The organism is Chloroflexota bacterium, assembly GCA_014360905.1.
GTDB lineage: Bacteria > Chloroflexota > Anaerolineae > UBA2200 > UBA2200 > JACIWX01.
The window spans coordinates 36,481-63,405 of the sequence record JACIWW010000011.1 but is presented as its reverse complement, the minus strand read 5'-3'; the positions used below and the strand labels follow the sequence as shown (position 1 = coordinate 63,405).

Genomic DNA, 26,925 nt, shown 5'->3' with positions numbered 1-26,925 from the left:
AGGCTATCTCCCCCCTCTTCTTACAATCAGGTCAGCTAGCAAACCCAAGGCAGCGATTTGAACTGCGGTAAGAAGAAGGAGGACCGTCGAGGGTGCAAAGTGAAAGCGGTACGCAACGATGTCATAAAACGCCTTGAGCACGCCGACGGTGAAGAGCGACAGGCTGATCGGCATGAATACTTTTAGTGGATTGAAGTAGGTCACAGTCCGCACGACCAGAGTAATATAGTTGTACGTATCCCTGATGGGATGAAATTTGGACTTGCCTTTGCGCTTATAATACTCGATAGGAATGTATTGGACTGAATAGCCGTCGCTCAGAAAAGCGATTGTGATTGTGCTCACCCACGAGTGTGTGTCTGGTAGGATATTTAAATACTTGAACGCAATATCTCTTCTGAAAGCGCGAAACCCCGAGTTCAAGTCAGGGATTTTGGTACCGGTCAAATAGGAAGCGAGACTGCGGATGAACCATTTCGCTGGTGTTCGCAACAACTTCAAAGTGCCTTTCTCCTGGGTTCGTGCGCCGATGACCATATCACATTTTTCCATGCATTGCAGCAACCTAGGCATGTCCTGGTTCGGGTAAGTGCCATCGCCATCTGTCATGATGATGATGTCACCCCTAGCTGCTTTGAGTCCTGTATTGCGTGCTGCTCCAGTGCCTCGGTTTCGATCATGGCGCAGTAATTTGACCCACGGCCGGCTGGCTACGATTTCATCGGTGCGATCGGTAGAGCCATCGTTGACCACAATAACCTCATAAGGCTTGCCCGTTGCATCCATGGTTTGTTTGATAAGATCTAGGTCATCACCAATGGCAATTTCTTCGTTGTAAACAGGTATCACGATGCTGATAACTTCCATAGTTTTCCTTTCTATCCTAGATACGGTGATCGTTGGGAGCAGGAAACACATCCCGGACACTGTCAGTTTGTGTATCGTGTTGTCAATAGCTCTTCATAAACAGTTTTGATGGCAGTGTACTTTTTGTCCCATGTATGGTGGGTGATTGCTTTATAGTAACCTTTCTCGCCGAACTGACGCGCTTTGGTGCGGTCAGTCAACAGTGTATTGATCGCTTCTGCTAGTCGCGGAATATCTCCAAATGGCACCAGGTACCCATCTTCACCATCTTGGATCACATCTGGCACACCTCCAGCGAGTGCGCCGATTACTGGTTTTTTGTATAGCCATGCCTCCAGGTAGACGATGCCAAATGAGTCAGTCCGCGAAGGCATAGCGAACACATCGCCCGCAGCTAACAAGTCGCGTTTATCCTCTTCGGAGATAAAACCCAGTAGATGACAGCGTTTCCGACTTGTTTCTGGCAAAGAGCAGAAGTAATTTGCAAAACTGCTCATGATCGGCCCAGCTAATACCAGGTGAGCTTTGCTGCCATCTTTCCATAATCGCTGCATGGCTTCGATGAGATGGACTGTACCTTTGTCGTAAGCCTGTGTTCCGATATAGAAGACGATTGGCTCGGGCACATGATACTTAGCACGAAACCGATCTGCACACCCGCCACGCAAATGCTCAGGATTGACTCCTACTCCAATCTTGCGGATTCGATCTGCCGGTACGCCACACGATAGCAAATAGCTACGTTCTAGTTCGGTTTGCACGATAACCGCGCTGCTGTTACGCAGCATGGTTATATGATGCGGCATGGTGTAGTATTTCCGTACCGTCTTGTCCTCTGGCTCTCCAAGGTGTAAGAAGGGCGTGATGACAAATGGGATTTTCCTTTCCCTGGCGAAACGATAAGCACTATAAACCAGGGAATCAAAAGGGATATTAGTAACATGCACAACATCATAGGCTTCCTCGGAATCCTTGATAGTCAATGCCCGCTCTAAACCCGGCACCCATGGCACCCACATGCAGAGGCGGAAGAGAAGGGGGCGCGTATCCAGCGGTAGGGAAGACAAAAGCCTTATCGCCAGCCGAATCGCAGCAAAACTCCACTTGCTAGATAGTATATGCTGCACACCAAAACGCCTTATCTCCACGCCATTGTGGTTCTCCCTTCCTACAGAGAGATGCGCTTTGTATGGATCCCAGAAGTACTCGAGGTCCCAGGCATTAGTGGTAAACACGGTTACTTGGTGCCCATCTCGTACTAGCCGTTCTGATATCTCCTGGCAATATAATTCAGAGCCGCCAATATAGGGATAATAACGCGGACTCACATGCAAAACCTTCAAAAGTCACTGCCCCTCTATATGCTTGCCCATTCGATCGTCCTGGTAACCCTTCAGTGCTATGTTTACTGCCATTTCCACTCTATCCAGTCTACCAAAACTCCTAATTGGCGCGTGTCTCCTGGGTAGCCAGCAGTGCTCGGCATCCAGGTATCGCTTTTGATTTCAACCGTGGCACCTTGAGAGTCAACACCCAGCGCGGATGAAGGCACAGTCATCTCCAGCGTCTGAAAGACAAAGCCAGCAGGCAGCCATTCCTCCGCAACCACAGTTCCATTTACAACCACAGAAATAAGCACTTCCTCAACTGGTCTGCCTCCTGCTACGCGTAGGCGAAGCAAAGCACCTGCGCCGTCTCGTTTAGGCACCTGGATGCGTCCCAAGCCGTTGGTCCAACGGTAAGTCATGCCGTCGGTTGCCGTCTCACAACCGTAGAAACCCCCTCGTAAGTAAGGGTATTCACCTGCTTCCATGTTCAGTAGATAAGTTGTTTCTTGATCCAGTGACTTCTCAGAGCTTGGCACAATTCGATAAATATCCAGTCTGAATACCGAGTCCTCAAAAGTTGCGGGGACGCCATCAGAGCTACGTTGAAGATGTGCAAAGTGCAGATCAAACACACCGTGAGACTGAAAAGTCCATTGGCTTGGGTGCCACTCAAGGGCACCTCCGGTTATTACAAGATATACCGAACGCCCTTTTTGCTGCCAGTATTCAATCCAAGGATCAAGTGCTCCGGAGTCAGGAGTTGGTTCTTGCAGTATAAAGGAGTAGACATCGTAAAGGTACGCCAGCGCTTGGGGTACATATAAGCTTGGGGCTCCTCTATCGAACAAAACCAAAGCATCCTTTTCAAAACGCTCGGCAAGTTGTGCAATTTGCTCGCCAACCCCACTGTACTCCGTGCGGCGGAGAAGTGGTCTATCCATGCGCAGGAAAGACCATGCTAGAGCACTCACCACTATGAGTTGCACTATGTACCGCAACATTCCGTATCGAATAGGCAACGTGACCAGACCATAAGCGATCAACAACGCCATAGCAGGCATCACTGTAGGCATAAAGCGGCGCATGGCCCAGGGATGAACTGGATTGACCATAGGATGCAGAGAAAATGCGCCCAAGTAGACCAATCCCACAGCAAAGATTGGCAACACTTTGCGCGCAGGATGACGGGCGAGTAATAAACCAAGGCCAACGGCAGCCAGGAACATACCCAGTGGTGTCCAATACAGTGTCAACCAAGTGACTATTTGCGAGGTCCACGCATTTCCTAAAAACAGATATGATAAGCCAACCCAGAGTACCCAAATAGAAAACGCTGCCGTAAAAATCTTCCACGCTTGAGCCCAAGACCAATCCAGAAATGCCCGCATGACTTTTGGCCTGAGCCATGCTATTAACGTCAATATTCCGCTGCCTAGGCTTAGCAAGATTACCACCTTGGCTAGCGTAGGGCTACCCCCTGTCTGCCATAACATGACCAAATAAAGCCAGCCAGCAAGTACGTTATGCAGGGTAGCATAAGCGAGAGTGGTCAGAAGAGCTATTGCGAAGCCGTTGTATTCAGCACGCCAGCGATTGCCCCATTTCCAATACATAATCAGCCCAACAAGCAAAATGTCTACCACGAGGGCATCGACGCGAGCCAGAAAAAGGGTGCCCAAACATACTCCCGCTCCAAAGCCTAGCCATACATGTCTTTTCTGCAAAAACAGAGTAAGAAGGTAGAATCCACCAATGAACAATGCCTGTGTAAGGATTTCAGATAGTGGCAGCCGTGCATGCCAGACTTGGGCAAAGTTTAGTGCTAGAAAAATCGCAGCCAACCAGCCCACCTCTCGCCCAAAAAGCCTTCGCCCTAGGAAATAGAGCCCTGCGAGAGCCAGTAGCCCAAAAGCTGGCGCTACCCATAACCCGCCATAAGTCCCTAGAAACAAAGTGAACAGCCCACACCACAGGTACTGCAAATGCAAAAGCCCAAACATAACCCACGGACGTGACCAACCCCAGACAAAAAATTGCCCCCAGTATCGGGTTAGAATGCCTGGCCCAGTAAACAATAGCTGCTTTCCCTGTTGAGCTGGCAAAGACGCCAAAATGGGTTCACGGACAATAAGGCTGCCGGTCTTGGCCAGTGTTACACCACCTAGAAAGTAGATACCAGAGTCATCAAAAACCAACATCGCTTCCGCAGGATGTGCGAAAAGGATGCCTGCCAAGAACAGCAAGACAACAAGCGCAAGCTCGTACCTTGAAGGTCTGGTCCACGATGGACCTTTCTGCAAACGCTGACGCCCAATCCATGCCAGGGAGCTGCAGATGAGCCCATAGCTTAACAATATGGTAGAGAGCTTGAATGTCTCTAACTCCGCAAGAAGCAGCATCAGCCAGGAGTTGAGGACCACACCGAGGAGAAGTTGCACAAACAAACATTCACCGAATGTGAGATCGTGCGTCCAATCCTCATTCCAGAGAGCGGTCAGCAGATAGCCCGGGATAAAGTTCCCTAGTAGAATAACCAGACCTAGCCAAGGGTGGTTAATCATCTATTGCCTCCCAAGCACGAATGCCCAAACTGGCAATGGCATTAGCGATAGGGAGCAACAAGTGGTCATCTTCCGCCGACACATCCCACTCTGCTAGAATGGCTGCCACATCTTCAATCAAGCGTTCTTGCCAAGAGTTAATCCGATCTATACCGGACATTGCCCTCAGCGGTGTAGACAAAATGCTTTTGATAAAGCCTTTATACTGCAAGGCAACTTTGTGAGGCTCGTGGTTTTCCAGGACGTAACTTCGTCCATTCTCCGCCATTTCTTGCCTGGCGGTTTCATGGGTGGCCAGGTATTGCATAATTACAAACAATTCGTCTTCTTCAGTTCCACCCAAGTCTACTCTGGCACAGCAATTCTCGGGGATCTCAGCCAGGGGTTCGATATTGGAAATAATGGTGGGAATACCGAGTCCCAGCAAGCGGATCGGCGTATATGGTGTACCACCAACATGAGGATATTTCAATTGTATTGCCAAGTCTGTCACCAGCATGTAACGCACAAAGTGGATAGGATCCTGCCAGCCAACAACTCTGACTACGTCTTCCAGTCCCAAGCTTCCCATCAGAGTTGCCACATCATCATTGGTAGGACCAACTAGTAAGTACATAGCTTGTGGGCATATGCGACGAAAACGGTTAAAGGCCTGCAGTGTTACGTGCAATTGTTTATCTCCGAGTATGCCAAAGGAGGCTACCACGAAACGATCCTTAAGCCCAAGGCGTTCTCGCAAGGTTTCTCTGTCCTCAGTCAATATAGACTTGTCGGGCAAGTAGAAATGCTGCGGAATACATCTTACAGGTAACTTGGGACGCCTCTTTTGCAATTGTTGACGGGCATAGTTGTTATGCACAATTACGCCTCGGCTGTTGTCCAAGACTCGTTCCATCAATGGATAATGATACATGAGATCCGGGTTGCGTCCCTCTAAAATCTGAGTGGCTACTATTTCTCCTTCCCTGCCATAGGCGTAGCGCATCTCAGCCAAGTATCCTTCTATATTACCTTTTGCTACGGTAAGCCCGTAGATGCAGTGGTGCAGGACCAGGTCATGTAACACAACGATGCCAGGGTACTGCAGCAACGTGCGGTAGATATAGCCGTGATAGTGTGGTTCATTGCCCATGTGGTAGACTGCAATTTCATATTGGCTTGCCATTTTGGGGAAATCACGGTAATTGTGGATGGCAAAGTTGTTTCGGACAGAGGGGTTGCTTGGGACATAGCCGTCGTCAATGAACAGGTCCGTGTCAGCAAATTCGGCTAGGTATGGCAATAAGCCTTCTACGTGGTCAGCTATTGCGGTGCGCAAAGGGCTTAACGGGCTGAACATCGCAATACGCATGCTCATTACAATCCTAGCAACTGATCAATCGTGCGATCCCAAGTAATATCTCGCACCCTCTCATAGCCTTCTGTGCCGAGTCTCTGACATAGCGCTCGGTCAGCATAGAGGCGCTCGATATAGTCAGCGAATTCAGCTGCGTTTCCAGTTGCAGCTATGTAACCGTTGCAACCATGCTCTACGAATTCTAACACTCCACCCGAGTCCGCAGCTGTGATGACCGGCTTCTGCGATTTGAAGGCTTCCAAGGTTACCAAGCCATAATCTTCATCGTACGGGGCGAAGAAGAAGGCAAAACAATTGGCATACAAATCCAAAAGACACTGGTCATCTACAAAGCCCAGAAGCTTTACCCTGCCTTCCAATTTGTGCTCCCGGATCAATCTTTTTAAATGTTCCTCTTCCGGTCCCTCGCCGACAATAAGGCAGCGAGCCGGTTGTTTAGTCAGCGCCATAGCTTGTATGAGCAAGTCCAGCCTTTTCATGCGATTCAGGCGACTGACGGCCAGTATATAATCTCCATAACCCTCGTTGTGATATAAACCTTCATGTTGCGGTGGAGGATAGAGCGGTGTTGCTCGCAAACCGTTGTAACGCTCTAGACGCTTGGCTACGTTGTCCGAGATGGCAAACAGGCGCTTAGACTCCTTGAGAGCCGTGGTATCCAGACGGCAGAGCACACGGCGCAAAGCAGCATCCTCGTTCGAATTAGTAAACGGGCTGAATTCGGTGCTTACCAAATCATATACTTGTCGGAATTGCTGCACTAACCAGGTTACCTTGTTAGGATGCTGTACGAGGTAGGAAGGGAATTTGGTGGCAATTACCATGTCCACCTTTTGCCCATCACTTTCCGTAAGGTCTAGGAGTCGCCATACAAGATGGCTTTTCAGGATCTCGCTTTTGGGATAATCGCGAAATGGAATACTCACGACATCTACTCGAAATCCGCGCTTGTGCAAAGCTTGTCGCAGGCACTGTACCAGGACCTCAGTGCCTCCATGTCGCAGGGGAACTTGACTAGTGCAGATAATAATGTTCTTGATACTCATAGCCTTTGTTTCCCGCTAATTAGGTGGACGCCAGGCGATTGCGGCATACTCCTGGTAGCCAAAGATCGTGCTGTTTAGCAAATCGATATTGCGATTAAGTAAAGATGTCGCTTCCGCATCGAGATCCTTCAATTTCGCATGTGGAGGAATGGTCAATAGGCGTTGTTCAAGTGGCACAGGAGACAAAAACTCGATTTTGATTTTCCAAAAACCAGCGCTTTCCAACATAAACTTGAGGGTTTCACTGTGTACTGGCCAGACATGCGTCGGGTCAATGATAAACCAGTTAGCCAAAACCAATAGACACGCCGGATTTAGAGTCTCAAGCACGATGGGTGCGCCAGCTGCCAGTTTATCGTGACAGAGTTGCAGCAAGTACGCCAGTCGGCGTGGTTTGAGATGCTCAATCACTTGAGAGGCAAACACGCCGCCTAGCGACTCGTCGGGCAAGCTTTGTAGGTAATTTATCGCTTCGGCCAACTCAACCGGGAGGCCGCGTTCCTGTGCATAGGCTACTGCATCAGGTTCCAGATCGATCCCTCGTGCACTGATGCCTTCCTGCAACAGCATCTCCACGAACTCCCCACGTCCACAGCCAATATCCAATATATTCTGCCGTCCCTCAAAATACTTTAAATAACCGGCTTGTCGTTCCCGCACAAGCTGGGGCCCTCTGAGTTGCAGCTCTAGACGGAAATAATCAAGCACTGGACCATCGCTGACAGGCGCAGGACTGGACTCGGTTGCAAAGGTGCGAGGTGCGCGTTCAAGTCGTTGTAACCGCACCTGGGTCATCTCTGCTTCTTGTTTCAGTGCACCCTCCAGGCGCTCCATCTGCATAACCTGAGTCTCTAGGCGCTCCATCTGCATAACCAAAGCCTCTAGAGCTGCTGTAACTGCTGCGTTGTATGCGTTTTGCTGCTCGACGATAGGGTTAATGTACCAGCGTAGCAATCGTCGCACAACCTTTTGCGTGATTGCTACAATCTTGGGGATAATTCCCGGCGGCATTTTGGGCCAGCCAATAGGCAAATGCGGATTAACTCGAGTTGTTGCATAGACCTGTCGAAGTTTAACAAAAGCCCCTGATGGACTTGGTTCAGTAGACTGAGCTTTTCGACTTCGTATCTCCTCTTTCAGCTTAGCCAGCACTTGCGCTACAGTTGCGTTTTCGGACACGTGCCTAACTCCTTCCCCGCTTGGCCTGTTCTATACGCATCAATCCGCCATTTATGTTCAGGACGGTAGACGCCGACATCCTGAATGTGAGAGCGCACGGAGAATGCACAATATGGATGCCAGTAATCATAAGGGCGACCGTCGCTATCATGGAGCGCTACGTCTAAGGTGTACTCCCCCGCTATAAGGCTGAGGCTGGGGAAATCTACGCATACTACCCCTTCCTTGACCAATGGATGCAGGGTCACAGCTTCAATTTTTGTGTTTGTGCCATAACACCATAAGCCATCGCTGCGATAAATGGCAATACCAAAAACTACATCGGACACCGCACGCTGCATCTCGTAGTGGATTTCGATAGTTAGCGGTTCTCCGCTCTGAATCCAATGGACAGGCAGGCCAGCTTGATTAATTAACTGCACATCCCTAATGAGGATTTCGCCCGATCCCCAGCGCGTTTGGGGTTTATCCCGATCATCCCTGCTTGTGTCGCTGTTCGCTGCTGTGGTATGTTGTGCTGAAGGCAGGCCGTCTCGTTTTTTAGCCCCCTCTTCCCAAACGCGGAGGCGATAACTCTCTACGACCTCGAGCGTTGGCCCCTCCACTGCGGACTGATTCATTTCTAGCCAGAGTACCCGGTTACAAAGTAATTTGATAGCCTCCAAGTTATGCGATACCAGCAAGATCGTTTTGCCGCCCCGGCGGAATTCATCTATACGAGATAGACACTTTTTTTGAAAAGCCTCATCACCTACTGCCAACACCTCATCAATCAGGAGAATATCCGGATTCAGGCTTGTAGCAATGGAGAATCCTAGACGCAGTTGCATCCCCGATGAGTAGTGTCTGAGCGGCATATCGATAAATTTGTCTAGTTCTGCAAAGGCCACAATCTCGTCAAAACGGCTACGCATCTCGCGCTCACTAAGACCGAGAATAGAGCCATTTAGAAAGACATTCTCCCGCCCTGTCAGATCTGGATGGAAACCAGCACCTAATTCCAGCAAAGCTGCTAGACGGCCTGTGACCCTGATCTTGCCAGTCGTAGGCTGGATGATGCCAGCGATCAATTTTAGTAGCGTGCTCTTGCCCGCACCATTAGAGCCGATAAGCCCAAGTGTTTCGCCTTGCTCCACTTCAAGGTTCAGATCCCGCAGCACCCAGAACTCTTGTCGGCTGTCATTGTGATTTTTACTCAGCGTCCTGATCAGCAGTTCCTGGAAAGAACGCGGACGATCGCGATGGAACACAAATTTTTTTGACACATTACTCAGACTAATGACGCTCATTAGACCTCTTCTCCGAATGTACCACTGTAGTGGGAGAAGATCGCATAGCCAAATGCCAATACTGCTAAAGCAGTGACCAGCGTTCTCAACATAAAGTCAAGAGCTGGCGGGGCTCCATGGTAGAGCACAACTCGATATGACGAAATAATGGAAGCCATTGGATTCAGGATATAGGTTAGACGATGCACATTCAGATTCAGACCTAGGATGAAACGCTGAGTGGGCAGAATATCAATCGGATAGATAACAGGGGTTAAGAAAAACCAAGCCTGCAGGATCACGCCTAGAATCAAGCCCGTATCTCGATAGAATACGTTAATCGTGGCCAGAATCAGCCCAAGGCCCAGGGTAAAAGCCAGTTGTATCACCATGATTACAGGCAGCCAGAGAACTTGTTTTGTCAGCGGTATTCTAAAGGCCCACAACATAGCAAATAGGACAGTCAGTGCCAAGAGAAAATTGATAAAGTTAGAAAGCACCGTGGACAACGGCAAGGTTTCACGAGGAAAGTATACCTTTTTCACCAGTGCAGCGTTATCCACGATGCTATTGGTACAACCTGTCAGTGCCGCTTGAAAGAAATTCCAGGGCAGAAGGGCACAGAGCAGGAACACAGGAAATTTGCTGATCTGATTATTGGGCATCATAAAAGTAAAGACTACGGTGAAGACCAGCATGGTGAATAACGGGTTCAGCAAAGACCATAGGAAACCTAAGACTGAATTCTTATAGCGCGCTTTCAAGTCCCGCACAACGAGGTTTTTCACTAGTTCGCGGTACCTGACTAATCCAGCGAGTCTGACAAACAACGCTCCCCTCCAACATTTCTTATGGCGGTTTAAAATTGTAACACGTGAAAGCAAGGTAAGCAAATGTGCGTGTTAGGCGCTCTCTCGTTATAGAAATAATACACCATATCTAGCGCGAATCTAAACAATGATAGAGGAAACGTACTCAGCCCTCTTATGCTGCGGCTATCCATGGGTGGTGCAGGTTTGGTGTTTGAAGCGCTGCAAAACCTTTGTGGGGAAATCGAGTGAGCTTAGGCAGGAGAATGCCCGGAGTGCAGAGTAACCAGGGCAGCTTTGGATTGCGCGTCGCTTGTGCAAGGTAGCGGGGAGGGATTGAAGCGCAGCTAGCCTACCCTGCAGGCCGTGAGGGTCACGGTTAATTACCATGCCATATGCCGCTGCCATCAAGTCATAGGCAAGGATCAGGGGACTATGCCAAAGCCAATATGGCCAAGGGTAGTTCTTGATTATCGTCCACCACTTGTTGCGACCAAGAAGGTAATTCTTGAGAGGACTGCCTTCCCGTCCAGTAGCTGAATGCACGTGATACACACGCGCAGAAGGCACATATAGACAACGCCAACCAAATGCCTGAGCACGCCAGGCAAGGTCAACATCTTCCAAATAGCCAAAGTACTCCTCATCGAAAAGGCCAACCTCGTCCAGCATGGTACGACGATACAGGGCTGCTCCAGCACAAGGTCCAAAAACCTCATACGGCTCAGACTCAGCACCGTTGTCTGGTTCCCCACTACCGCGATCCCAAGCAATGCCCATGCGGTCTACAGCTATACCAGCGGAATTAATCACCTGGCGTTGGTCGTAAAAAAGCATCTTAGAAGCACACATACCGATACTAGGATCTGAATCCATCGCTTTAACTAGCTCCTCCAGCCAGGCGGGCTCTACCTCAGTGTCATTGTTGAGTGTCGCTACATACTCGCTGTGTGTATTGTGTATCCCAAGATTGGTTCCACCAGCAAAGCCTAGGTTCCTCTCCGACCGCAAAATGCGCACTGCAGGATAATGCTTAGCCACAAACTCGTAAGAACCATCGCTTGAGTTATTATCTACCACTAATACCTCGTATTGAGTGTACGTCTGGCACAGCACTGCACTCAAGCAGGTCGGCAGATAGCTCAGACCATTCCAGGTGGGGATGATTATGGAAACAGTATTAGGCATTTAGCAAGTCCTCTCAATTAAGCTTATCACGGCAATGAATAGGCGTCAAATTGACTGCGCATAAGGTTTCACTTATACTCCGAGGTGAAAGCAGATTTTGGAGAAATGAAGATGAAAACATATCGGTTCGCTCTGGTCGGCATTGGCAACATTGGTCGGAGCTTGCTGCGCATTCTACTGCAGAAGCAAGACATGCTTGGTGCGCGCTTTGGCCTGCAACTGTCTCTAGTCGCCGCAGTGGACTCATCTGGGGCAGCGCTTCACGATGGTGGGCTGGACATTAGCCAAGTCTTGCACTTGAAGGAAACAGGCCAAAGCGTCGCTGTCTATCCACAATATGGACAACGTGGATGGACAGCTCTGGATGCTCTAAAACAATCCAATGCGCATCTCCTTATTGAATTGTCGCCGACCAATCTGAAACATGGCGAACCGGGCTTGTCCGCCATAACCTGGGCACTTGAGCACGGCATGGATGTCGTGACAGCCAACAAAGGGCCCCTCGTGCTGGCCTATCAGCGTCTAGCAGCGTTGTCAGCAGAGAAAAAGAGACAGTTTCTCTTCAGCGGCGCAGTGGCTGGGGGCTTGCCCACCGTGAACATTGGACGCCGGGACCTGGTTGCGGCAAAAATCCTACGCGTGGAGGGTGTCTTTAACACCACCACGAATTATATCCTAGTCCGTATAGCGGAAAGCGGCCTATCCTTCGAGGATGCTCTCGCAGAAGCACAACGCGCAGGAGTTGCCGAGGCTAATCCAAGCCTAGACATTGATGGCTGGGATGCTGCCAACAAATTGATCATTGTGGCCAATAGCGTACTGGGCATGCCTGCCACTTTGCAGGATGTATCGGTGCAGGGCATCCGCGGTATAGACCGAACCCAATTGCTGCACGCGCAAGAGCGCGGGCATGCGATCAAACTACTGGCCACTGCCGAACTTTTTGGAGAAAGCTACAAACTGGCTGTACGCCCTACGGAGCTACCTCTGGAACATGCCCTAGCCCGTCTCACCAAATGGCAAATGGGCGTGGTGTACACTACAGACATCAATGGAACTATCACGGCTATTATCGAAGAGGAGGGCACGATGGCTACTGCCGGAGCTGTGCTGCGCGATACCATTAACCTACTTACCGCGCGAGGGGGCTCATGATCATCGCTCTCGGCGACTTGATGTTGGACATTGTCGTTCAGTCTAGTTCATTCGTCCTGCATGGCACTGATTGCGCCGCGCGGGCCAGCATCTCACCAGGGGGTTCAGCCGCCAATTTCGCCGTATGGGCAACTCGTTTAGGAGCCAAAACAGGACTCATCGCAAAAGTAGGCGATGACCTGTTTGGTCACGCACTGCTTCATGATCTAGAGCAAGAAAAAGTCGCAAGTGGCGTGGTCATGGGGAAGGAAACAACGGGTTTTACGCTGATGATCCTTGACCAAAGCGGTGAACATACCATGCTGGCAGCACGCAGCGCCAACGCGACACTGAGCATTGAGGAGTTGGACTGGGCGTTGCTGGACCAGGCAGATTGGCTCCATCTTACTGCATATTCTTTCTTCGAGGATAAACCGCGGGAGGCTGCACTGGCAGCCATCCAATATATGAAGGAACGAGGTAAACCAGTCTCACTTGACCCTGCTTCATCTAGCTATTTGCAGCGAATTGGGGCGGCAGCTTTTCTTCCGCTGGCACAAGGAGTGGATGTGTTTTTCCCAAACCTAGATGAAGGGCGCGCAGTGACAGGAGAACACGAACCAGAGCAAATTTTGCGCGCTCTACTGCCGCATTTTCCTATAGTTGTCCTCAAAATGGGAGAGAACGGCGCTATAGCGGGAACAAGGGACACGATGCTCTATTGTCCAGGCTTTAGCGTGCCCGTCGTGGACACGACTGGGGCTGGGGATGCTTTTGCCGCCGCCTTTGTCGTGACCTGGCTAACCCGGCACGATTTGGCGGCGGCTTTGAGCGAGGGCAATCGCCTCGCAGCAGGGGTAATTCAGGTGGCTGGCGCACGTGCTATGGCAAGCCTACCCGCTCCTTGACCTCGGCAATCGTCTCTTGCGCGATCAACCTCGCACGAGCTGCTCCATCCGCAAGCACATCCCACACCAAGTGAGGGTCTTGGCCTAGTGTCGCACGGCGTTCACGGAACGGAGCCAATGCTTGAATCAGATCTTCGGCGAACCACTTTTTGTGCTCTACACAGCCAATGCTGGCGTTGCGACAATCTGCTTCAATGCGATCAATAGCTGCTGTATCCGCTGAAAAAATTTTATGCAGGGCAAAAACATTGCAAATCTCGGGATGGCCAGGATCGGTCTTATAGCGCCGTGCCGGGTCAGTGACCATGATCATCACGCGACGGCGGATTTCCTCCGGTGTTGCGGCTAGCTCAATATGATTGTCCAGCGATTTGCTCATTTTGTTGACCCCATCGATGCCTATGATACGTGGTGTCTCCGTCAATTTGGCTTGGGGTTCGATTAACGTTTCGCCAAACTGAAAGTTAAACCGCCGCACGATCTCACGAGCGAACTCCAGATGAGGGAGTTGGTCGTCTCCCACGGGCACCGTATCCGCTTTGTACAAAGTGATATCTGCAGCCATAAGAACAGGGTACCCTAGCAATCCATAGTTGACGTTATCAGGTTGCTGGCGCACCTTTTCCTTAAAAGTGGGCAAGCGTGTGAGCCAGCCCATGGGGGTTACCATGGAGAGAATCGTGTGCAACTCGGTCACTTGTGGTACATGGGACTGGACAAAGATGATGCTGCGTTTGGGATCCATGCCTGCGGCGAGCCAATCGAGAACCATCTCGTAAGTGTTTTGTTTGAGCTCGCATGTGTCACGAAGGGTAGTCAAAGCATGCAAATCTACCACGCAATAGATACACTCGTAATCTTCCTGCAGAGCGACATAGTTTTTGATCGCGCCGCAGTAGTTGCCGAGATGCTGACGACCAGTAGGGCGTGCCCCAGAGAAAACTCGTCCTTTCATTGCTTCCTAGACTCCTTTCACTTGAACTCACTACCTATTAGAAGTTTACTGCAAAATGCAGGGAAAAAGAAACCCCCTCTGGGCGCACACCAGAGGGGGTGGGAATCCTCTATTCCAAGCCTAGGGGGCCGAAGATAAGACCTTCAGTCCGAGATGGATGGATAAAGTGCTTCCCCTGCTAGTCCAGCTTCACTACCTGAGCCGCTTGTGGACCTTTTGGACTATCTTCGATAGTGAATTCCACTCGCTGGCCTTGTTCCAGGTTTCGGAATCCTTCCCCGACGATGGCTGAGTAGTGCACAAAGACATCCTCAGTACCTCCATCGGGCTGGATGAACCCGTACCCCTTCACGCGGCTGAACCACTTTACCGTACCCACGGTTCTCTCCGCCATTTGTGCGCACCTCCTTCCTTACAGCAATACTTAAAGACCGGTCAAAGACCGGAGGGCGGAAACATAATCGCGATGGCAGAGGATTGCAGTCTTCCACAAGCACAAAGCCGCCGAGGCCAGCACAAACAGGCCTCCGCGGCATTTCTACAAAACTATGAGTACAGACGAATCCTCAACCACAATTATTATCATACTCAAAACTGCCCTTTTGTCAAATGCAGTGCATCTCGCCTTCGTTGCTTGTTTTGCCTGCCAGCCTGCAAGTGATACAATAGGATTTACGTGTTACTTCCAAAAAGTAGGGTAGCTCACTTGCGTGTTTTAATGATTTCCAAAGCTTTCGTTGTGGGCATGTATCAGAGAAAGCTCGAAGAACTTGCGCGCTTCCCTGATATGGAGCTGTCTCTGGCTGTCCCGCCCTGCTGGAAGGAAAAGGGCAAGATCTTGAGCCTCGAAAAGATGTATACCTCCGGCTATCAGTTGTACGTCCTGCCCATCGTATTCAACGGCCATTTTCACGTGCATTTTTACCGCGGATTAGACGTGCTGGTGCACCGCGTGCGCCCGCATATCCTGCATATTGACGAGGAGCCCTATAATCTGGCGACTTTCCAGGCAATGCACATAGCACAAAAGAGCAAGTCCAAGGCGTTGTTCTTCACCTGGCAGAACTTGTTGCGTCGCTATCCATTTCCATTCAGCCTAATTGAGCGTTATAATCTGCAGCACGCTGCTTGCGCTATTGCAGGCAATCAAGAAGCGCGTGATGTGTTGCGTGCCAAGGGCTATGACAGAACGATCTACGTGCTTCCGCAATTTGGCGTAGATCCTGATCTCTATCGCAGGATGGAATGGATCCCACGCCAAGACGCAGCGTTCGTCATCGGCTATGCCGGCCGTCTGGTGGAAGAAAAGGGCGTGCATATACTGCTCAGGGCAGTGGCTGAGTTGCCTGGCAATTGGAGGCTACATATCATTGGCGATGGCCCCTATTTGCCAACGCTGAAAAGCCTGACCAAAACTTTAGGCATTGAACAGCGGGTGACTTTTCAGCCCAGTGTGCCATCCAGAGAGATGCCGTACCGTCTGAATAGCCTGAATGTGCTGGTGTTGCCCTCGCTCACTCGCCGTAATTGGAAAGAACAATTTGGGCGGGTGTTAGTAGAGGCCATGGCATGTGAAGTGCCTGTGATCGGTTCATCATCGGGAGAGATACCTCATGTTATTGGAGAGGCGGGGTTGGTATTCCCTGAGGGTCAAACAGAAGCGCTGCGCGACGCCCTGCTCAAGTTAATGAGCGATCCTGGATTGTGTGTCGAGTTGGGACAGCGCGGCCGGACACGAGTGCTAGAATATTACACCCAGCAGCGAATTGCTGCCAAAACATACGCAATATATCAACAGCTACTAACCGCTTATTGACGTTTGCCGACTTTCTCTTTAGGCATATAATATGCAAATTGTGGAAAGGAAACCAGGAACAGGCTCGTTGAATGCTCGTCGGGTTGGTATCAATGCACATTTGCTGGCTCAAGGAGAAGGCTATCGCTCCGCAGGAGTGAGCCGTTATATTTATAATTTGCTTATGCATATTGCTCGTGAGGATCCAGAGGGCGATTACACAGTTTTTCTCAACAACCGTTGCGCCCTTTCGTTATCTTATAGACAGAAACGCTCTTCTCTGCCAACCTATAGGCCTTGGGTTAGAATTTTCTGGGAACAATTCCTGCAACCGTTCGAGTTGCTGGCAGAAGATATTGCCTTGCTGCATTCGCCAGTCAATGTCCAGCCTCTCATTCTGCCCTGCCAGGGTGTAGTCACAGTTACCGATCTCAGCTTCATGGTCTTTCCAGAGAGCTTTCGCGCACCCCAGCGCTTCTATCAGAGATTTTTCACGCAATTGAGCGTGCACCGGGCATCTCACTTGATTGCGATCTCTGCCAGCACCGCTCAGGATCTGCATAGGTTTTTTGATGTGCCAGCGACAAAAATCACGGTTATATTCCCGGGAGTAGATTCCGCCTACCACCCCATCCAAGATGCATCTGTTCTGAACAACTTTCGCCATCGCTGCAACCTGCCAGAGAGGTTCATCCTGTTTGTCGGCACTTTGGAGCCGCGGAAAAACCTCTTAACTCTGCTGAAAGCGTACGCACACTTCAAACAGCAGACAAAAACCAATTATAAGCTAGTGCTAGCCGGGAGCGTTGGTTGGCTTTGCCAACCTCTTTTCACTGCTGTGGAGGAGTTGGGATTACAGAACGAAGTGCTTTTCCCAGGTTTCATCCCTGAAGATGACCTGCCATTGTGGTATAATACAGCAGACGTCTTTGTCTATCCTTCGCTGTATGAGGGTTTTGGCTTGCCCCCGTTAGAGGCTATGGCTTGTGGAACACCGGTTATCGTCTCGAATGCCTCTTCACTTCCAGAGGTGGTGGGCAATGCAGCATTGTTAGTGGATCCACACAACCCGGACGAATGGGCCAATGCCCTTTCACTGCTCTGCAACAACGCGCAGCTCCGTTTTGATCTGGCTTCACGCGGGCCAGAACAGGCACAGCAGTTTTCCTGGTCGCGCATGGCGCGGGAGACGATACAAATTTACCGAGCTGTTCTCGCTGGAGGCGGATAGGTGTCTTTCAAAAGAGGGCGATATATATCCCTTCTTAAGGTGCTCACTGATATTCTGTTGATCAATACTGGCTTCTTTATTGCCTATCTGATTCGCTATCAGTGGCAATGGTTCCGTCCGGTAGATGAAGCCTTTTGGGTACCATACAGCGTGTATTGGCCCTATTCCCTTGCGCTTACAACCATTTTAGTGTTCATATTCTGGACAGAGGGATTATATAGTTCCAAGCGCAGGCATTCCCTCTCCAATGATACCTATATTATCCTGCGAGGCCTCGTGACTGGTGTAGCTGCTCTCTACGTGCTCTCACTGGGTTACCGTGCCGTCCTACTCTCCAGGTTGATCCCTGCCTATGCCGGTGCCATGATTGGCGTGTTATTGACAATGTCGCGCGCAATAGAGAAGATGATTGAAGGTCAGTTGCGCAAACGAGGCTATGGAGTGCAGCGTGTGCTCATCGTTGGTGCTGGCGAGACAGGGCGCACCATTATGCGCAACATCGTAGCACAGCCTGAGCTGGGCTACCAGGTGGTAGGTTTTGTGGACGACAAACCTGAACGAGGCAACCGGGATCTGGGCCGTTTTAAGGGCCTGGGCAATACAGATCAGATCCCGGAGATCATCAAAAATTACCATGTGGATACGGTGCTCATCACCCTCCCCTGGCTGTATTATCGCAAGATCCTGGGCATTATGGGGCAATGCGAGCGCCTCCGAGTGAGCATCAAGATCGTTCCAGATCTCTTCCAGATTAGCCTGAGCCAGGTGGATATCGATGACCTTGGCGGCATACCTCTTATTGGCATAAAATCGGTTTCTATTAAAGGCTGGAATCTAGCTCTCAAGCGAGCCATAGACATTATTTTTTCTCTTCTCTTTTTAATCCTGCTATCACCATTGATGCTGCTCATTGCGGTCCTGATCAAGCTGGATTCTCCTGGCCCCATCATTTTCAAACAGACTCGAATCGGACGTGGGGGACGTCCCTTTACGGTGTACAAGTTTCGCTCCATGTATCACGGAGCCGAATTAGAACGTGAAGCACTGACGAACTTGAACGAAGCAACTGGACCGCTTTTCAAAATAAGAGATGATCCGCGGCGCACGATGCTGGGCAAATTCTTACGGCGGAGCAGCTTGGACGAACTACCACAGTTTTATAACGTGCTGAAGGGGGAAATGAGCCTAGTTGGCCCAAGACCAGCCTTGCCCCGTGAAGTAGAGCAATATCAGGAGTGGCATAAGAAACGTCTGGAGACCTGGCCCGGCCTCACTGGCCTGTGGCAAGTGAGTGGGCGCAGCAACTTGTCCTTTGACGATATGGTTCTCTTGGACATCTACTACGTCGAGAATTGGTCCTTGTGGCTTGACTTGAAGATTGCTTTAAGGACCATTCCGGCAATAATCTTAGGAACTGGAGCATATTGATGGCTATAGAACTTTCTTCTGAACAGATAAAACAATTGGTCAGTTTTGCACAGGATTTGATTCGTATCCCCAGTCCCTCTGGCAAAGAGGAGCAGGTGGCAAAGCGTTTGATCGAGGAAATGAAGCAAGCGGGCTTTCCAGAGGTGCGGACTGACCGCATGGGCAATGTTGTCGGTCGTATCGGCAACGGTCATGGCCCAACCATTATGCTAGAAGGCCACATGGACACCGTCAACTGCGGTGATCCCTCGAGATGGCCTTATGGCCCTTACGAGGCTAAGATCGTGGATGGCATGCTCTACGGCTTGGGTGCCGCAGATATGAAGGGGGCCGTGGCTGCTATGGTCCATGCAGGCAAGGCACTGATTGATTCAGGAGTGGAGCTGCAAGGCAACCTGTATGTAGTGAGCGTGGTACAGGAAGAACCCTGTGAAGGCGCAGCAATACGTGTTCTCATTGAAGAAGAAGGCATTCTGCCTGACTTTGTAGTGATTGGAGAATCCAGCGGGCTACAACTCACACGGGGTCAACGGGGTCGTTTGGAACTCAAGATCACTACTTATGGCAGGTCTTGCCATTCCTCAATGCCCGAGCGTGGCAAGAACGCCATCTATGAGGCTGCCAGAATGGTGGTGGGAATCGAATTAATGGCGCCCCAAATGGAGGTGGATAGCTTTCTGGGCAGAGCAAGCATTGCTGTGATCCGCATCGAAAGCATGGCCTGTAGCCGGAATGCAGTACCTGATCGTTGCATGTTGTACCTGGATCGGCGCTTGACTAGCGGTGAAACGGAAGCCAAGGCCCTGGCTGAGATCAAGAATCTCATTAATCGTGAGGGGGCGGATGCAACCGTAGAGGTTACTGAAGATCATCTCCGGAGCTATACGGGCTACGAATTCCGGGTTCGGCAGTACTTCCCCTGCTGGGCTACGCCAGAGAACAACGAATGGGTTCGCCGCTGCGCTAGTGCGATTGAGCGCGAATTGGGCTACCGGCCCCGGATTGGCCGCTGGGATTTCTCCACAGATGGCGTATACACAGCTGGCGTTGCTGGCATTCCTACGGTGGGCTTTGGCCCAGGGGAAGAGAAATACGTGCATACTGTCGAAGAGCGAGTGAGCATCGCTGACCTTGTGGCAGCTACTCGTGCATACGCACGAATAGCAGCAGATTTGCTAGCAGGGAGATAACTAGGCAACGCTCATAAGCCTTGTGCCAAGAGAAGAAAGACAATCATGTCATTGACCATGCATTCGCTTTCTTGGGGCATTGCTAACAAAACCTGTCTCACTCAAAAACAACAAAAGGGGGCAACATAAAGATGGTCAAAGTCGCTGTTAAACCAGGCACATATCTGTATCCTGTCCCAGTGGTGATGGTGACATGTGGTCCAGTTGATAAACCCAATATCATTACCCTGGCATGGGTAGGGACGGTGTGTTCTGACCCGCCAATGGTTGGTATTAGTATCCGCCCATCGCGCTACTCGCATGGCTTGGTGAAAGAACATGGCGAATTTGCGCTCAATCTGCCCACCACAGACCTAGTGCGAGTGTTGGATTACTGTGGATCGGTCTCTGGACGGAAGGTGGATAAGTTTGCGGCGACAGGACTAACTCCTGCACCAGCAAAAGCGATCGAGACCGCCGTGATTGCTGAATGTCCAGTTAATATTGAGTGCAAGGTAGAGCAGATATTGCCCTTAGGGACACACGACCTATTTTTGGGCAAGATCGTAGCCGTACAGATGGATGAGAACGTATTGAATGAGCAGAGAGAATTGGATTTGAACAAGGCTAGACCCTTGATTTACGGAAGTCACCGCTATTGGAGCCTAGGTCAGTTGTTGGGAGTACACGGTTTCAGTGTCAAAAGTTGATGGTATAAGCCTGGGGCATGGATCGTAGATCGCTAGGTTCTGCAAATCGGGACCTGCCATGCTTTATACGTGGGCATAACAAATTTTATTTCAAGGAGGTTGTATGGATCTATATGGTAAAGATTTAGTGACCACACAGGAGTGGTCAAAAGCCGAGTTGGAGGCTGTCCTCGATTTGGCTGCAAAGATGAAGCGAGATCGTTTCTCCGAAAAGTATTCCAACATCTTGAGGAACAAGACCTTTTTCATGTTCTTCTACAATCCTTCTGTGCGTACACGGCAGTCTTTCGAATGCGCCGCTACGGAACTGGGGGGGCATGCCCAATTCCTGGAACCCAAAGCTATGCGTTTGAAAACGGCCACTGCGGCTGGGGAGACCGTGGAAGATGCAGCCAAAGTGATGAGTCGCTATGCGGCCGGCCTAGGGATTCGTATCCTAGAGGATCAGATTGGCGCCTATGGCGAAGGGGATGCCTTGCTGCGCGATTACGCCTATTGGTGCGATATCCCCGTTATTTCCATGGCTCATGACAAGTACCATCCTTGCCAGGGCCTAGCTGATATCATGGGCTGGGCTGAGTGGTTTGGCAAGGGGCCAGGGCGGGGAGTTGATCCTGGAGTGTTGTCGGGGAAGAAGCTTCTCGTTATCTGGGGCCATGGAGCGCTGGCGCGCTCCTGGTGCAGTGTGCAGGAAGCATTGTTGATTGGTAGCCGTTTTGGCATGGATGTCACCCTGGCCTATCCGGAGGGCTATGATCTGGATCCAGCGGTTATTGCCTGGACAAAGCAGAATTGCATAGCGAATGGCCGCACCTTCGCTATCACTCACGATATCCAGAAAGGTTATGAGGGTGCGCATGTGGTCTACTCTCGCCACTGGATGAGCCCGCAAGCCTATCAAAATGGCGAATTCTTGAAAAAGCAAGAGATTGAGAAAGCACTTCAATACCCGCAGTGGATTTGCGATGCGGAAAAGATGAAACTAACTGACAATGCAATCTTTACACACCCCATGCCCATCGATCGTGGCCATGAAGTGACTGATGAAGTTGCGTCTGGTCCACGTTCATGCATCTACGATGTAGCAGAGAACCGACTTCACGTACAAAAAGCGATTATGGCATTGACAATGGGAGGACTGTAATGGCTAAGACTGCAGTTGTTGCCATCGGTGGCAACTCATTGATCAAAGACAAAGATCATCAAACTGTCCCGGACCAGTACGCTGCCGTAGTGGAGACATGCACGCACATCGCGGGTATGATTGCCCAAGGCTGGGATGTGGTGATTACCCACGGAAATGGGCCACAAGTTGGCTTTATTCTGCGCCGCTCCGAGCTGGCAGCCCACGAACTACATACGGTACCTTTGGATTCTTGCGGAGCGGATACGCAAGGCGCTATCGGCTACATGATTCAGAAAGCGCTCTACAACGAATTCCGCAAGCGAGGCATGGCAAGGCAGGCAGCGACCGTAGTGACACAGGTTTTGGTGGATAAGAATGACCCGGCTTATCAGAACCCTTCCAAACCCATTGGTTCTTTCATGGATAAGGAGAAGGCACTCAAGCACCGTGATGAAGAGGGGTGGACTGTAGTCGAGGACGCGGGACGGGGTTGGCGACGCGTAGTTCCTTCACCCATCCCACAACGCATCATCGAGCGCGATGCCATTAAAACGCTTCTCGATAATGGTTTCATTGTGGTGGCAGTGGGTGGTGGTGGCATCCCCGTCGTCGAGGACGAGGAGGGCAACCTGGTGGGGTCAGAAGCGGTTATCGACAAGGACTATGCCAGTAGCCTGCTCGCCAGCAGTATCAAAGCCGACCTCTTGCTCATCTCTACAGCGGTGGAGAAAGTGGCATTGAACTATGGCAAGCCTAACCAAGTATGGCTAGACCGAATGACCCTAAGTGAGGCGAAGAAGTATCTTGCCGAAGGGCACTTCCACAAAGGCAGCATGGGACCCAAGATTCAGGCCAGCATCTGGTTCTTGGAAAAAGGAGGGAAGGAAGCCCTGATTACCAATCCCGAAAACATCGAAAACGCCCTGAGCGGCAAAACCGGCACGCGCATTGTACCCGATTAGATAGAAAGGGCTATGGGGTTTTCCCCAAAAGCCCTTTTACTTACTGTACTAACGCAGGGCGTAACTGACGTATCCTCTCTAAGGAAGCCTTGGCTTCTTCAATGGTCAACTCAAAGATCACTGGTCCGGAGAAGCCAGAGCCAGCTAGCCGGTCGAGGAAGTCGCCTAAGGGTAAATCCCCCGCACCCAAGGGCAGATGGTCAGCGATGTGTATTACACCATCCAGCGATTCGCGGTGGTATCCATCGTGTAGATGCACTTCTGCCAGGCGCGGCAGGGATTGCTCCAGAGCGTCAAACAGGGAAACACCGGTGGTATAGCCGGCTAGCACATGGCCAGTATCAAGGCATATGGACAGGTCAAAAGACTCTGCCAGACCCAAGGTTAGGTCGAACGGAAACTCGACAGTCTCCACTGCTAGCAAGCGGGGAGGCAAGCCGGTGCGTTCCAGAAGCTGCTCTATGCTACGGCGTGCCTGTGCAGCGAAGAGGCTCATGACTAGAGGGCGCATCATTTCGAGTGCTTTCATGCGCGAAAACTCGGCAGCCAACGCACCCGTAGCATGCAAGATATAGACTTCAGGCTCCAGCGGTGCAAGCCGCAGCACAGCATCTACTAGTGTATCCACCGACCCTTCTCGCACCATCTGCATCGGCGTAGAAGGTTCAAGCGACCACAGTGGCAAATGCACAGTGTAGCTGAGCCGGCGTTTTTCCTTCAACTGACGCAGACGTTCGATGGCCATCAGGTTATAGCACTGTGGAAAGAAAATAGTCAGGTCTGGATTCAGCTCAATGAGCTGGAACCCCATATCCGCCAACTGGGCTACTTGAGCAGCTACATCTACATCTAACCGCACAGACATGGCCTGCAATGCCTCTGCTACAGGCTGCTTAGCGGCAGCCATCAGGGTGCGAGCATGTTGAATCAACAATGAAGCCTGCATTTGTTCAATTCCGAAACGCAATCGTATTCCTCCTTTTGGTCAGTTATTACGCAGAAGAGGCTTTTAGAACTTCCTTAGCCTTCCCCTGTCCTCGACCCTTTTATAAGTAAAGCCTCTGGATGGCATCTTACCGCTTTTGGTCAATTCTGTCAACGATCGTTTGCACTCGCGTCAGAGCATGAGGCCCTGAACCGCCAACGCTGTCTGTGCCCAGCTCTGCACCAGGACTTATCGGTAGCAGGGCAAGAAGTTGTCACAGGATATACACCTGATTTGCCTCAGATGAGATGTTGAGGGATAATGAGATGTCAAATTTCTACGGCAGGCGGAGTCGCTAGGTGGAGGCTGCAATCAAGTACGAGACTAAACCCTGCTGGTGTGTATTACAAATGAGGGAGGCAATAAAATGAGTGAGGAAATGATCCCGGAAGAGGCTGAGGGGAAGCCGCCAGAAGAGATGTTTTCTGCAGAGACTGTGCCAGAACCCGAGATGGAAGTGGAGCAAGGGCCCGCTGTAGAGGGTATGCAGCCGCCGGAAGTTCCAATACAGCCTGCTACAACCTGGCCAGCAAAGGACGTGACGGACAACGATCGCTTGATGGCTGCTTTAGCCTATGCCACCCAGGTCATCGTGCCCATCATTGTGCCGGCTGTGATGCTGCTGGCAGAGGAAAGCAAGAAACGCCCGTTTCAGAAATTCCACGCTATCCAATCGTTGGGCTTTCTTGCAGCGGCGGTTGTTTACGAGATCTTGGCAGCGATCGTTTTCACAATACTGACGGTTGTCAGTGCCGGATGCCTCGGTTGCATACTGTGGGTGCTGTTCTTTGTCCCTGTCGTACCTGCCTTCTACTATGCCTACCAGGCATACAAGGGATTGTACTTCAAGATTCCCTTCCTCACCGATTTCATGGTCAAGAACAAGTGGCTGGAAATACCGGCTGAGTAGATGTAACCGCAAATCTGCGCAGCGGATTTTGTTTTGGACAAAACTAACGAAGTAGTTAGAATAATACCCAGTCACTGTATGCATTGCGTGTGGTTTTGCGCACGCCTTGAACCAATTACATAGGACATGCAAAAGCGGTGAAGAGGACGAGTATACGGTTTTTTGATGCTACAGAGAGCTGCGCAGAAGTTGAGAAGCAGTGCAGATAAGCCGTAGAAAATGGCCTTGGAGCTGCAAGCTGAACAGAGGTATTGCGTTTGCCCTGTGCCAAGCGCAGAACCTGACCTAGTAAGCTGAGCCGCTTTGCCCCCGTTAATTGGGCACAGTGCCACGTATGGCACTGACTAAGGCTGCTGATGTGAATCAGCAGCGAATTAGGGTGGTACCACGAGAGCAAACCCTCGTCCCTGACGGACGAGGGTCTTTCGTTTAAGAAGGAGGACCCAAATGGGCAAATTCTACGTTACGACGCCAATTTACTATGTGAATGACGTGCCCCACATAGGGCATGCCTACACGACCATAGCCGCCGATGTGCTGGCACGCTATCATCGCTTGATGGGGGATGATGTCTTCTTCTTGACAGGCACGGATGAACATGGACAAAATATCGAGCGCATTGCTGGGGAGCGGGGTCTTTCCCCGCAAGAGTATTGCGATAGAATTGTGGCCCAATTCAAAGAACTGTGGCGCATGTTGGACATCTCCAATGACTATTTCATACGCACCACAGATGCACGGCATATCACCGCCGTGCAAAAATTTGCCCGTGCCCTTCTGGCTTCCGGCGATGTATACCGAGGACGCTATGCCGGCTGGTACTGCCCACGTTGTGAAGCATTCTACCAGCCTGATGAACTTTTGCCAGGGAACCTATGTAGTGTGCATCAACGTCCCTGCGAGTGGACCGAGGAGGAGAACTATTTCTTTGCCCTGTCTCGCTATCAGGACAAGCTGTATCATTTGATAGCCGAAACAGATTTCGTGCAACCGGAAACGAGGCGCAATGAACTGCTGGGGGTTTTGCGCCAAGGGTTGCAAGATTTCAGCATCTCCCGCGAGCGTGTGCGTTGGGGCGTGCCCCTGCCAGACGACCCCCAGCAGGTTCTGTACGTATGGGTGGATGCACTGCTCAATTACATTACCGCCATCGGTTACGGTGACGATCCAGAAACATTCCAACGGTACTGGCCGGCTGATGTACAGTTGATGGCCAAGGAGATCATCCGTTTCCATTGTTTGTATTGGCCGGCAATGCTCATGGCCGTTGGATTACCGGTACCACGCTTAGTGTTTGCGCATGGCTGGCTGACCAAGGATGGCCAAAAACTGAGCAAGACCACTGGCAACATCATTGATCCCTTTGATTTGGTACAGAGATTTGGTGCAGATGCCGTGCGTTATTTCTTCTTGCGCGAGGGGGCTTTCGGTGCGGATTGGGATTATACCGATGCCGCTTTCATCCGCCGCTACAACGCTGATTTGGCCAATGATTTTGGCAACCTGCTGAATCGTACGGTGCAGATGGTCGTGCGTTACTTTGATGGCATCGTACCAGAGCCTAAAGGAAAGCTCGAGCCGGTGGACCAGAACTTGCTGGATTTGGCTGCGTGCTTGGGAGAACAAGTTGCCGATGCAGTACGCCGAGTTGCGCTGCAGGAGGTCTTGATCCTCACGTGGAAGGTGGTGGAGGCAGCCAACCGCTATGTGCAGGAAACGGCACCCTGGGAACTAGCCAAGGAACGAAAAACGGGCTCGGCACAAGCAGAAGAGCGACTGGCCACTGTGTTGTACAATCTGGTAGATGTGCTACGTCTCTTAGGGTACATTGTAGAACCAGTAATGCCACGCAAAGCAAAGGAACTGCTGAGGCAACTGGGATTGGAATTTGATCCTAGTGCGGGCTGGCAGGCTCTTACTGCAGTAGGAACGTATCCAGCAGGCACCTTGCTCTCGCCTGGAGAGGTGCTTTTCCCGCGATATGAGCAGTGAAATTCCATTGACGCAGG

23 protein-coding genes and 1 other annotated feature are annotated in these 26,925 nt (G+C 50.9%); of the genes, 11 read left to right on the top strand and 12 right to left on the bottom strand.

What is annotated here, in order from left to right; all coding sequences use genetic code 11:
* Positions 1-3 precede the first annotated feature (3 nt).
* From H5T67_06505 to H5T67_06465, 9 genes are all read right to left on the bottom strand, one after another.
* Positions 4-918, bottom strand: a complete 915-nt coding sequence (locus H5T67_06505) for a glycosyltransferase family 2 protein (protein MBC7244969.1) — start codon at positions 916-918, stop codon at positions 4-6.
* An 11-nt stretch (positions 919-929) separates the two neighbouring features.
* Positions 930-2,210: a glycosyltransferase family 4 protein gene (locus H5T67_06500; GenBank protein ID MBC7244968.1), complete on the bottom strand. Its 1,281-nt coding sequence runs from the start codon at positions 2,208-2,210 to the stop codon at positions 930-932.
* Between the two features lie 62 nt (positions 2,211-2,272).
* Positions 2,273-4,756: a glycosyltransferase family 39 protein gene (locus H5T67_06495; GenBank protein ID MBC7244967.1), complete on the bottom strand. Its 2,484-nt coding sequence runs from the start codon at positions 4,754-4,756 to the stop codon at positions 2,273-2,275.
* Positions 4,749-6,113, bottom strand: a complete 1,365-nt coding sequence (locus tag H5T67_06490) for a glycosyltransferase (GenBank protein MBC7244966.1) — start codon at positions 6,111-6,113, stop codon at positions 4,749-4,751. The genes H5T67_06495 and H5T67_06490 overlap by 8 nt, the downstream gene beginning before the upstream one ends.
* Entirely contained in the window at positions 6,113-7,153 is a 1,041-nt protein-coding gene (locus H5T67_06485; protein ID MBC7244965.1) for a glycosyltransferase family 4 protein, read from the bottom strand. The genes H5T67_06490 and H5T67_06485 overlap by 1 nt, the downstream gene beginning before the upstream one ends.
* Before the next feature lie 21 nt (positions 7,154-7,174).
* Positions 7,175-8,338 carry a class I SAM-dependent methyltransferase gene (locus tag H5T67_06480; GenBank protein MBC7244964.1) on the bottom strand — a complete coding sequence of 388 codons (1,164 nt, stop codon included), beginning with the start codon at positions 8,336-8,338 and terminating at the stop codon, positions 7,175-7,177.
* Positions 8,317-9,627 carry an ABC transporter ATP-binding protein gene (locus tag H5T67_06475; GenBank protein MBC7244963.1) on the bottom strand — a complete coding sequence of 437 codons (1,311 nt, stop codon included), beginning with the start codon at positions 9,625-9,627 and terminating at the stop codon, positions 8,317-8,319. Before H5T67_06475 ends, H5T67_06480 begins: the two co-directional genes overlap by 22 nt.
* A complete protein-coding gene (locus H5T67_06470; GenBank protein MBC7244962.1) occupies positions 9,627-10,436 on the bottom strand; it encodes an ABC transporter permease in 810 nt (269 codons plus the stop codon). The genes H5T67_06475 and H5T67_06470 overlap by 1 nt, the downstream gene beginning before the upstream one ends.
* Before the next feature lie 165 nt (positions 10,437-10,601).
* Positions 10,602-11,603, bottom strand: a complete 1,002-nt coding sequence (locus H5T67_06465) for a glycosyltransferase family 2 protein (GenBank protein MBC7244961.1) — start codon at positions 11,601-11,603, stop codon at positions 10,602-10,604.
* A gap of 111 nt (positions 11,604-11,714) precedes the next feature.
* Here H5T67_06465 and H5T67_06460 point away from each other — a divergent pair, with 111 nt between their 5' ends.
* Together H5T67_06460 and H5T67_06455 are read left to right on the top strand one after the other, a co-directional pair.
* Complete coding sequence (locus H5T67_06460) at positions 11,715-12,758, top strand: homoserine dehydrogenase (GenBank protein ID MBC7244960.1); 1,044 nt, start codon at positions 11,715-11,717, stop codon at positions 12,756-12,758.
* Positions 12,755-13,645: a sugar kinase gene (locus H5T67_06455; protein ID MBC7244959.1), complete on the top strand. Its 891-nt coding sequence runs from the start codon at positions 12,755-12,757 to the stop codon at positions 13,643-13,645. Before H5T67_06460 ends, H5T67_06455 begins: the two co-directional genes overlap by 4 nt.
* Here H5T67_06455 and trpS read toward each other — a convergent pair.
* A complete protein-coding gene (gene trpS, locus H5T67_06450) occupies positions 13,620-14,600 on the bottom strand; it encodes a tryptophan--tRNA ligase (protein ID MBC7244958.1) in 981 nt (326 codons plus the stop codon). The two genes, H5T67_06455 and trpS, sit on opposite strands and share 26 nt — an antisense overlap.
* A 178-nt stretch (positions 14,601-14,778) precedes the next feature.
* Complete coding sequence (locus tag H5T67_06445; protein MBC7244957.1) at positions 14,779-14,994, bottom strand: cold-shock protein; 216 nt, start codon at positions 14,992-14,994, stop codon at positions 14,779-14,781.
* A 312-nt stretch (positions 14,995-15,306) separates the two neighbouring features.
* Here H5T67_06445 and H5T67_06440 point away from each other — a divergent pair, with 312 nt between their 5' ends.
* From H5T67_06440 to arcC, 7 genes are all read left to right on the top strand, one after another.
* Positions 15,307-16,416 carry a glycosyltransferase family 4 protein gene (locus H5T67_06440; protein MBC7244956.1) on the top strand — a complete coding sequence of 370 codons (1,110 nt, stop codon included), beginning with the start codon at positions 15,307-15,309 and terminating at the stop codon, positions 16,414-16,416.
* A gap of 67 nt (positions 16,417-16,483) precedes the next feature.
* The gene (locus H5T67_06435; protein ID MBC7244955.1) at positions 16,484-17,626 is read left to right on the top strand and encodes a glycosyltransferase family 4 protein; all 1,143 of its coding nucleotides are present in this window, start codon (positions 16,484-16,486) and stop codon (positions 17,624-17,626) included.
* Complete coding sequence (locus H5T67_06430) at positions 17,627-19,054, top strand: undecaprenyl-phosphate glucose phosphotransferase (protein MBC7244954.1); 1,428 nt, start codon at positions 17,627-17,629, stop codon at positions 19,052-19,054.
* Positions 19,054-20,244: a YgeY family selenium metabolism-linked hydrolase gene (locus H5T67_06425; GenBank protein MBC7244953.1), complete on the top strand. Its 1,191-nt coding sequence runs from the start codon at positions 19,054-19,056 to the stop codon at positions 20,242-20,244. Before H5T67_06430 ends, H5T67_06425 begins: the two co-directional genes overlap by 1 nt.
* Positions 20,245-20,375: 131 nt before the next feature.
* Entirely contained in the window at positions 20,376-20,933 is a 558-nt protein-coding gene (locus H5T67_06420; protein MBC7244952.1) for a flavin reductase family protein, read from the top strand.
* 103 nt (positions 20,934-21,036) lie between these two features.
* Positions 21,037-22,077 (top strand): ornithine carbamoyltransferase, encoded by a 1,041-nt coding sequence (locus tag H5T67_06415; GenBank protein ID MBC7244951.1) that lies wholly within the window; start codon positions 21,037-21,039, stop codon positions 22,075-22,077.
* Entirely contained in the window at positions 22,077-23,021 is a 945-nt protein-coding gene (gene arcC / locus H5T67_06410) for a carbamate kinase (protein ID MBC7244950.1), read from the top strand. The genes H5T67_06415 and arcC overlap by 1 nt, the downstream gene beginning before the upstream one ends.
* 40 nt (positions 23,022-23,061) lie before the next feature.
* Here arcC and H5T67_06405 read toward each other — a convergent pair whose 3' ends face one another.
* Positions 23,062-23,988 carry a sugar phosphate isomerase/epimerase gene (locus H5T67_06405; GenBank protein ID MBC7244949.1) on the bottom strand — a complete coding sequence of 309 codons (927 nt, stop codon included), beginning with the start codon at positions 23,986-23,988 and terminating at the stop codon, positions 23,062-23,064.
* A 385-nt stretch (positions 23,989-24,373) separates the two neighbouring features.
* Between H5T67_06405 and H5T67_06400 the strand changes: the two genes are divergently transcribed.
* Together H5T67_06400 and metG are read left to right on the top strand one after the other, a co-directional pair.
* Complete coding sequence (locus H5T67_06400) at positions 24,374-24,916, top strand: DUF4870 domain-containing protein (GenBank protein MBC7244948.1); 543 nt, start codon at positions 24,374-24,376, stop codon at positions 24,914-24,916.
* Between the two features lie 128 nt (positions 24,917-25,044).
* Positions 25,045-25,328, top strand: a binding site (T-box leader).
* Between the two features lie 35 nt (positions 25,329-25,363).
* Complete coding sequence (gene metG / locus H5T67_06395; protein MBC7244947.1) at positions 25,364-26,908, top strand: methionine--tRNA ligase; 1,545 nt, start codon at positions 25,364-25,366, stop codon at positions 26,906-26,908.
* Positions 26,909-26,925 lie beyond the last annotated feature (17 nt).

Bases quoted from the DNA above. Each gene is read 5' to 3' on its own strand.
- H5T67_06495 (MBC7244967.1), bottom strand. From the start codon at position 4,756: ATGATTAACCACCCTTGGCTAGGTCTGGTTATTCTACTAGGGAACTTT.
- H5T67_06400 (MBC7244948.1), top strand. From the start codon at position 24,374: ATGAGTGAGGAAATGATCCCGGAAGAGGCTGAGGGGAAGCCGCCAGAA.
- H5T67_06455 (MBC7244959.1), top strand. From the start codon at position 12,755: ATGATCATCGCTCTCGGCGACTTGATGTTGGACATTGTCGTTCAGTCT.
- H5T67_06425 (MBC7244953.1), top strand. From the start codon at position 19,054: ATGGCTATAGAACTTTCTTCTGAACAGATAAAACAATTGGTCAGTTTT.
- H5T67_06445 (MBC7244957.1), bottom strand. From the start codon at position 14,994: ATGGCGGAGAGAACCGTGGGTACGGTAAAGTGGTTCAGCCGCGTGAAG.
- H5T67_06475 (MBC7244963.1), bottom strand. From the start codon at position 9,627: ATGAGCGTCATTAGTCTGAGTAATGTGTCAAAAAAATTTGTGTTCCAT.
- H5T67_06465 (MBC7244961.1), bottom strand. From the start codon at position 11,603: ATGCCTAATACTGTTTCCATAATCATCCCCACCTGGAATGGTCTGAGC.
- metG (MBC7244947.1), top strand. From the start codon at position 25,364: ATGGGCAAATTCTACGTTACGACGCCAATTTACTATGTGAATGACGTG.
- H5T67_06460 (MBC7244960.1), top strand. From the start codon at position 11,715: ATGAAAACATATCGGTTCGCTCTGGTCGGCATTGGCAACATTGGTCGG.
- H5T67_06505 (MBC7244969.1), bottom strand. From the start codon at position 918: ATGTGTTTCCTGCTCCCAACGATCACCGTATCTAGGATAGAAAGGAAA.
- H5T67_06415 (MBC7244951.1), top strand. From the start codon at position 21,037: ATGGATCTATATGGTAAAGATTTAGTGACCACACAGGAGTGGTCAAAA.
- trpS (MBC7244958.1), bottom strand. From the start codon at position 14,600: ATGAAAGGACGAGTTTTCTCTGGGGCACGCCCTACTGGTCGTCAGCAT.
- arcC (MBC7244950.1), top strand. From the start codon at position 22,077: ATGGCTAAGACTGCAGTTGTTGCCATCGGTGGCAACTCATTGATCAAA.
- H5T67_06420 (MBC7244952.1), top strand. From the start codon at position 20,376: ATGGTCAAAGTCGCTGTTAAACCAGGCACATATCTGTATCCTGTCCCA.
- H5T67_06490 (MBC7244966.1), bottom strand. From the start codon at position 6,113: ATGAGCATGCGTATTGCGATGTTCAGCCCGTTAAGCCCTTTGCGCACC.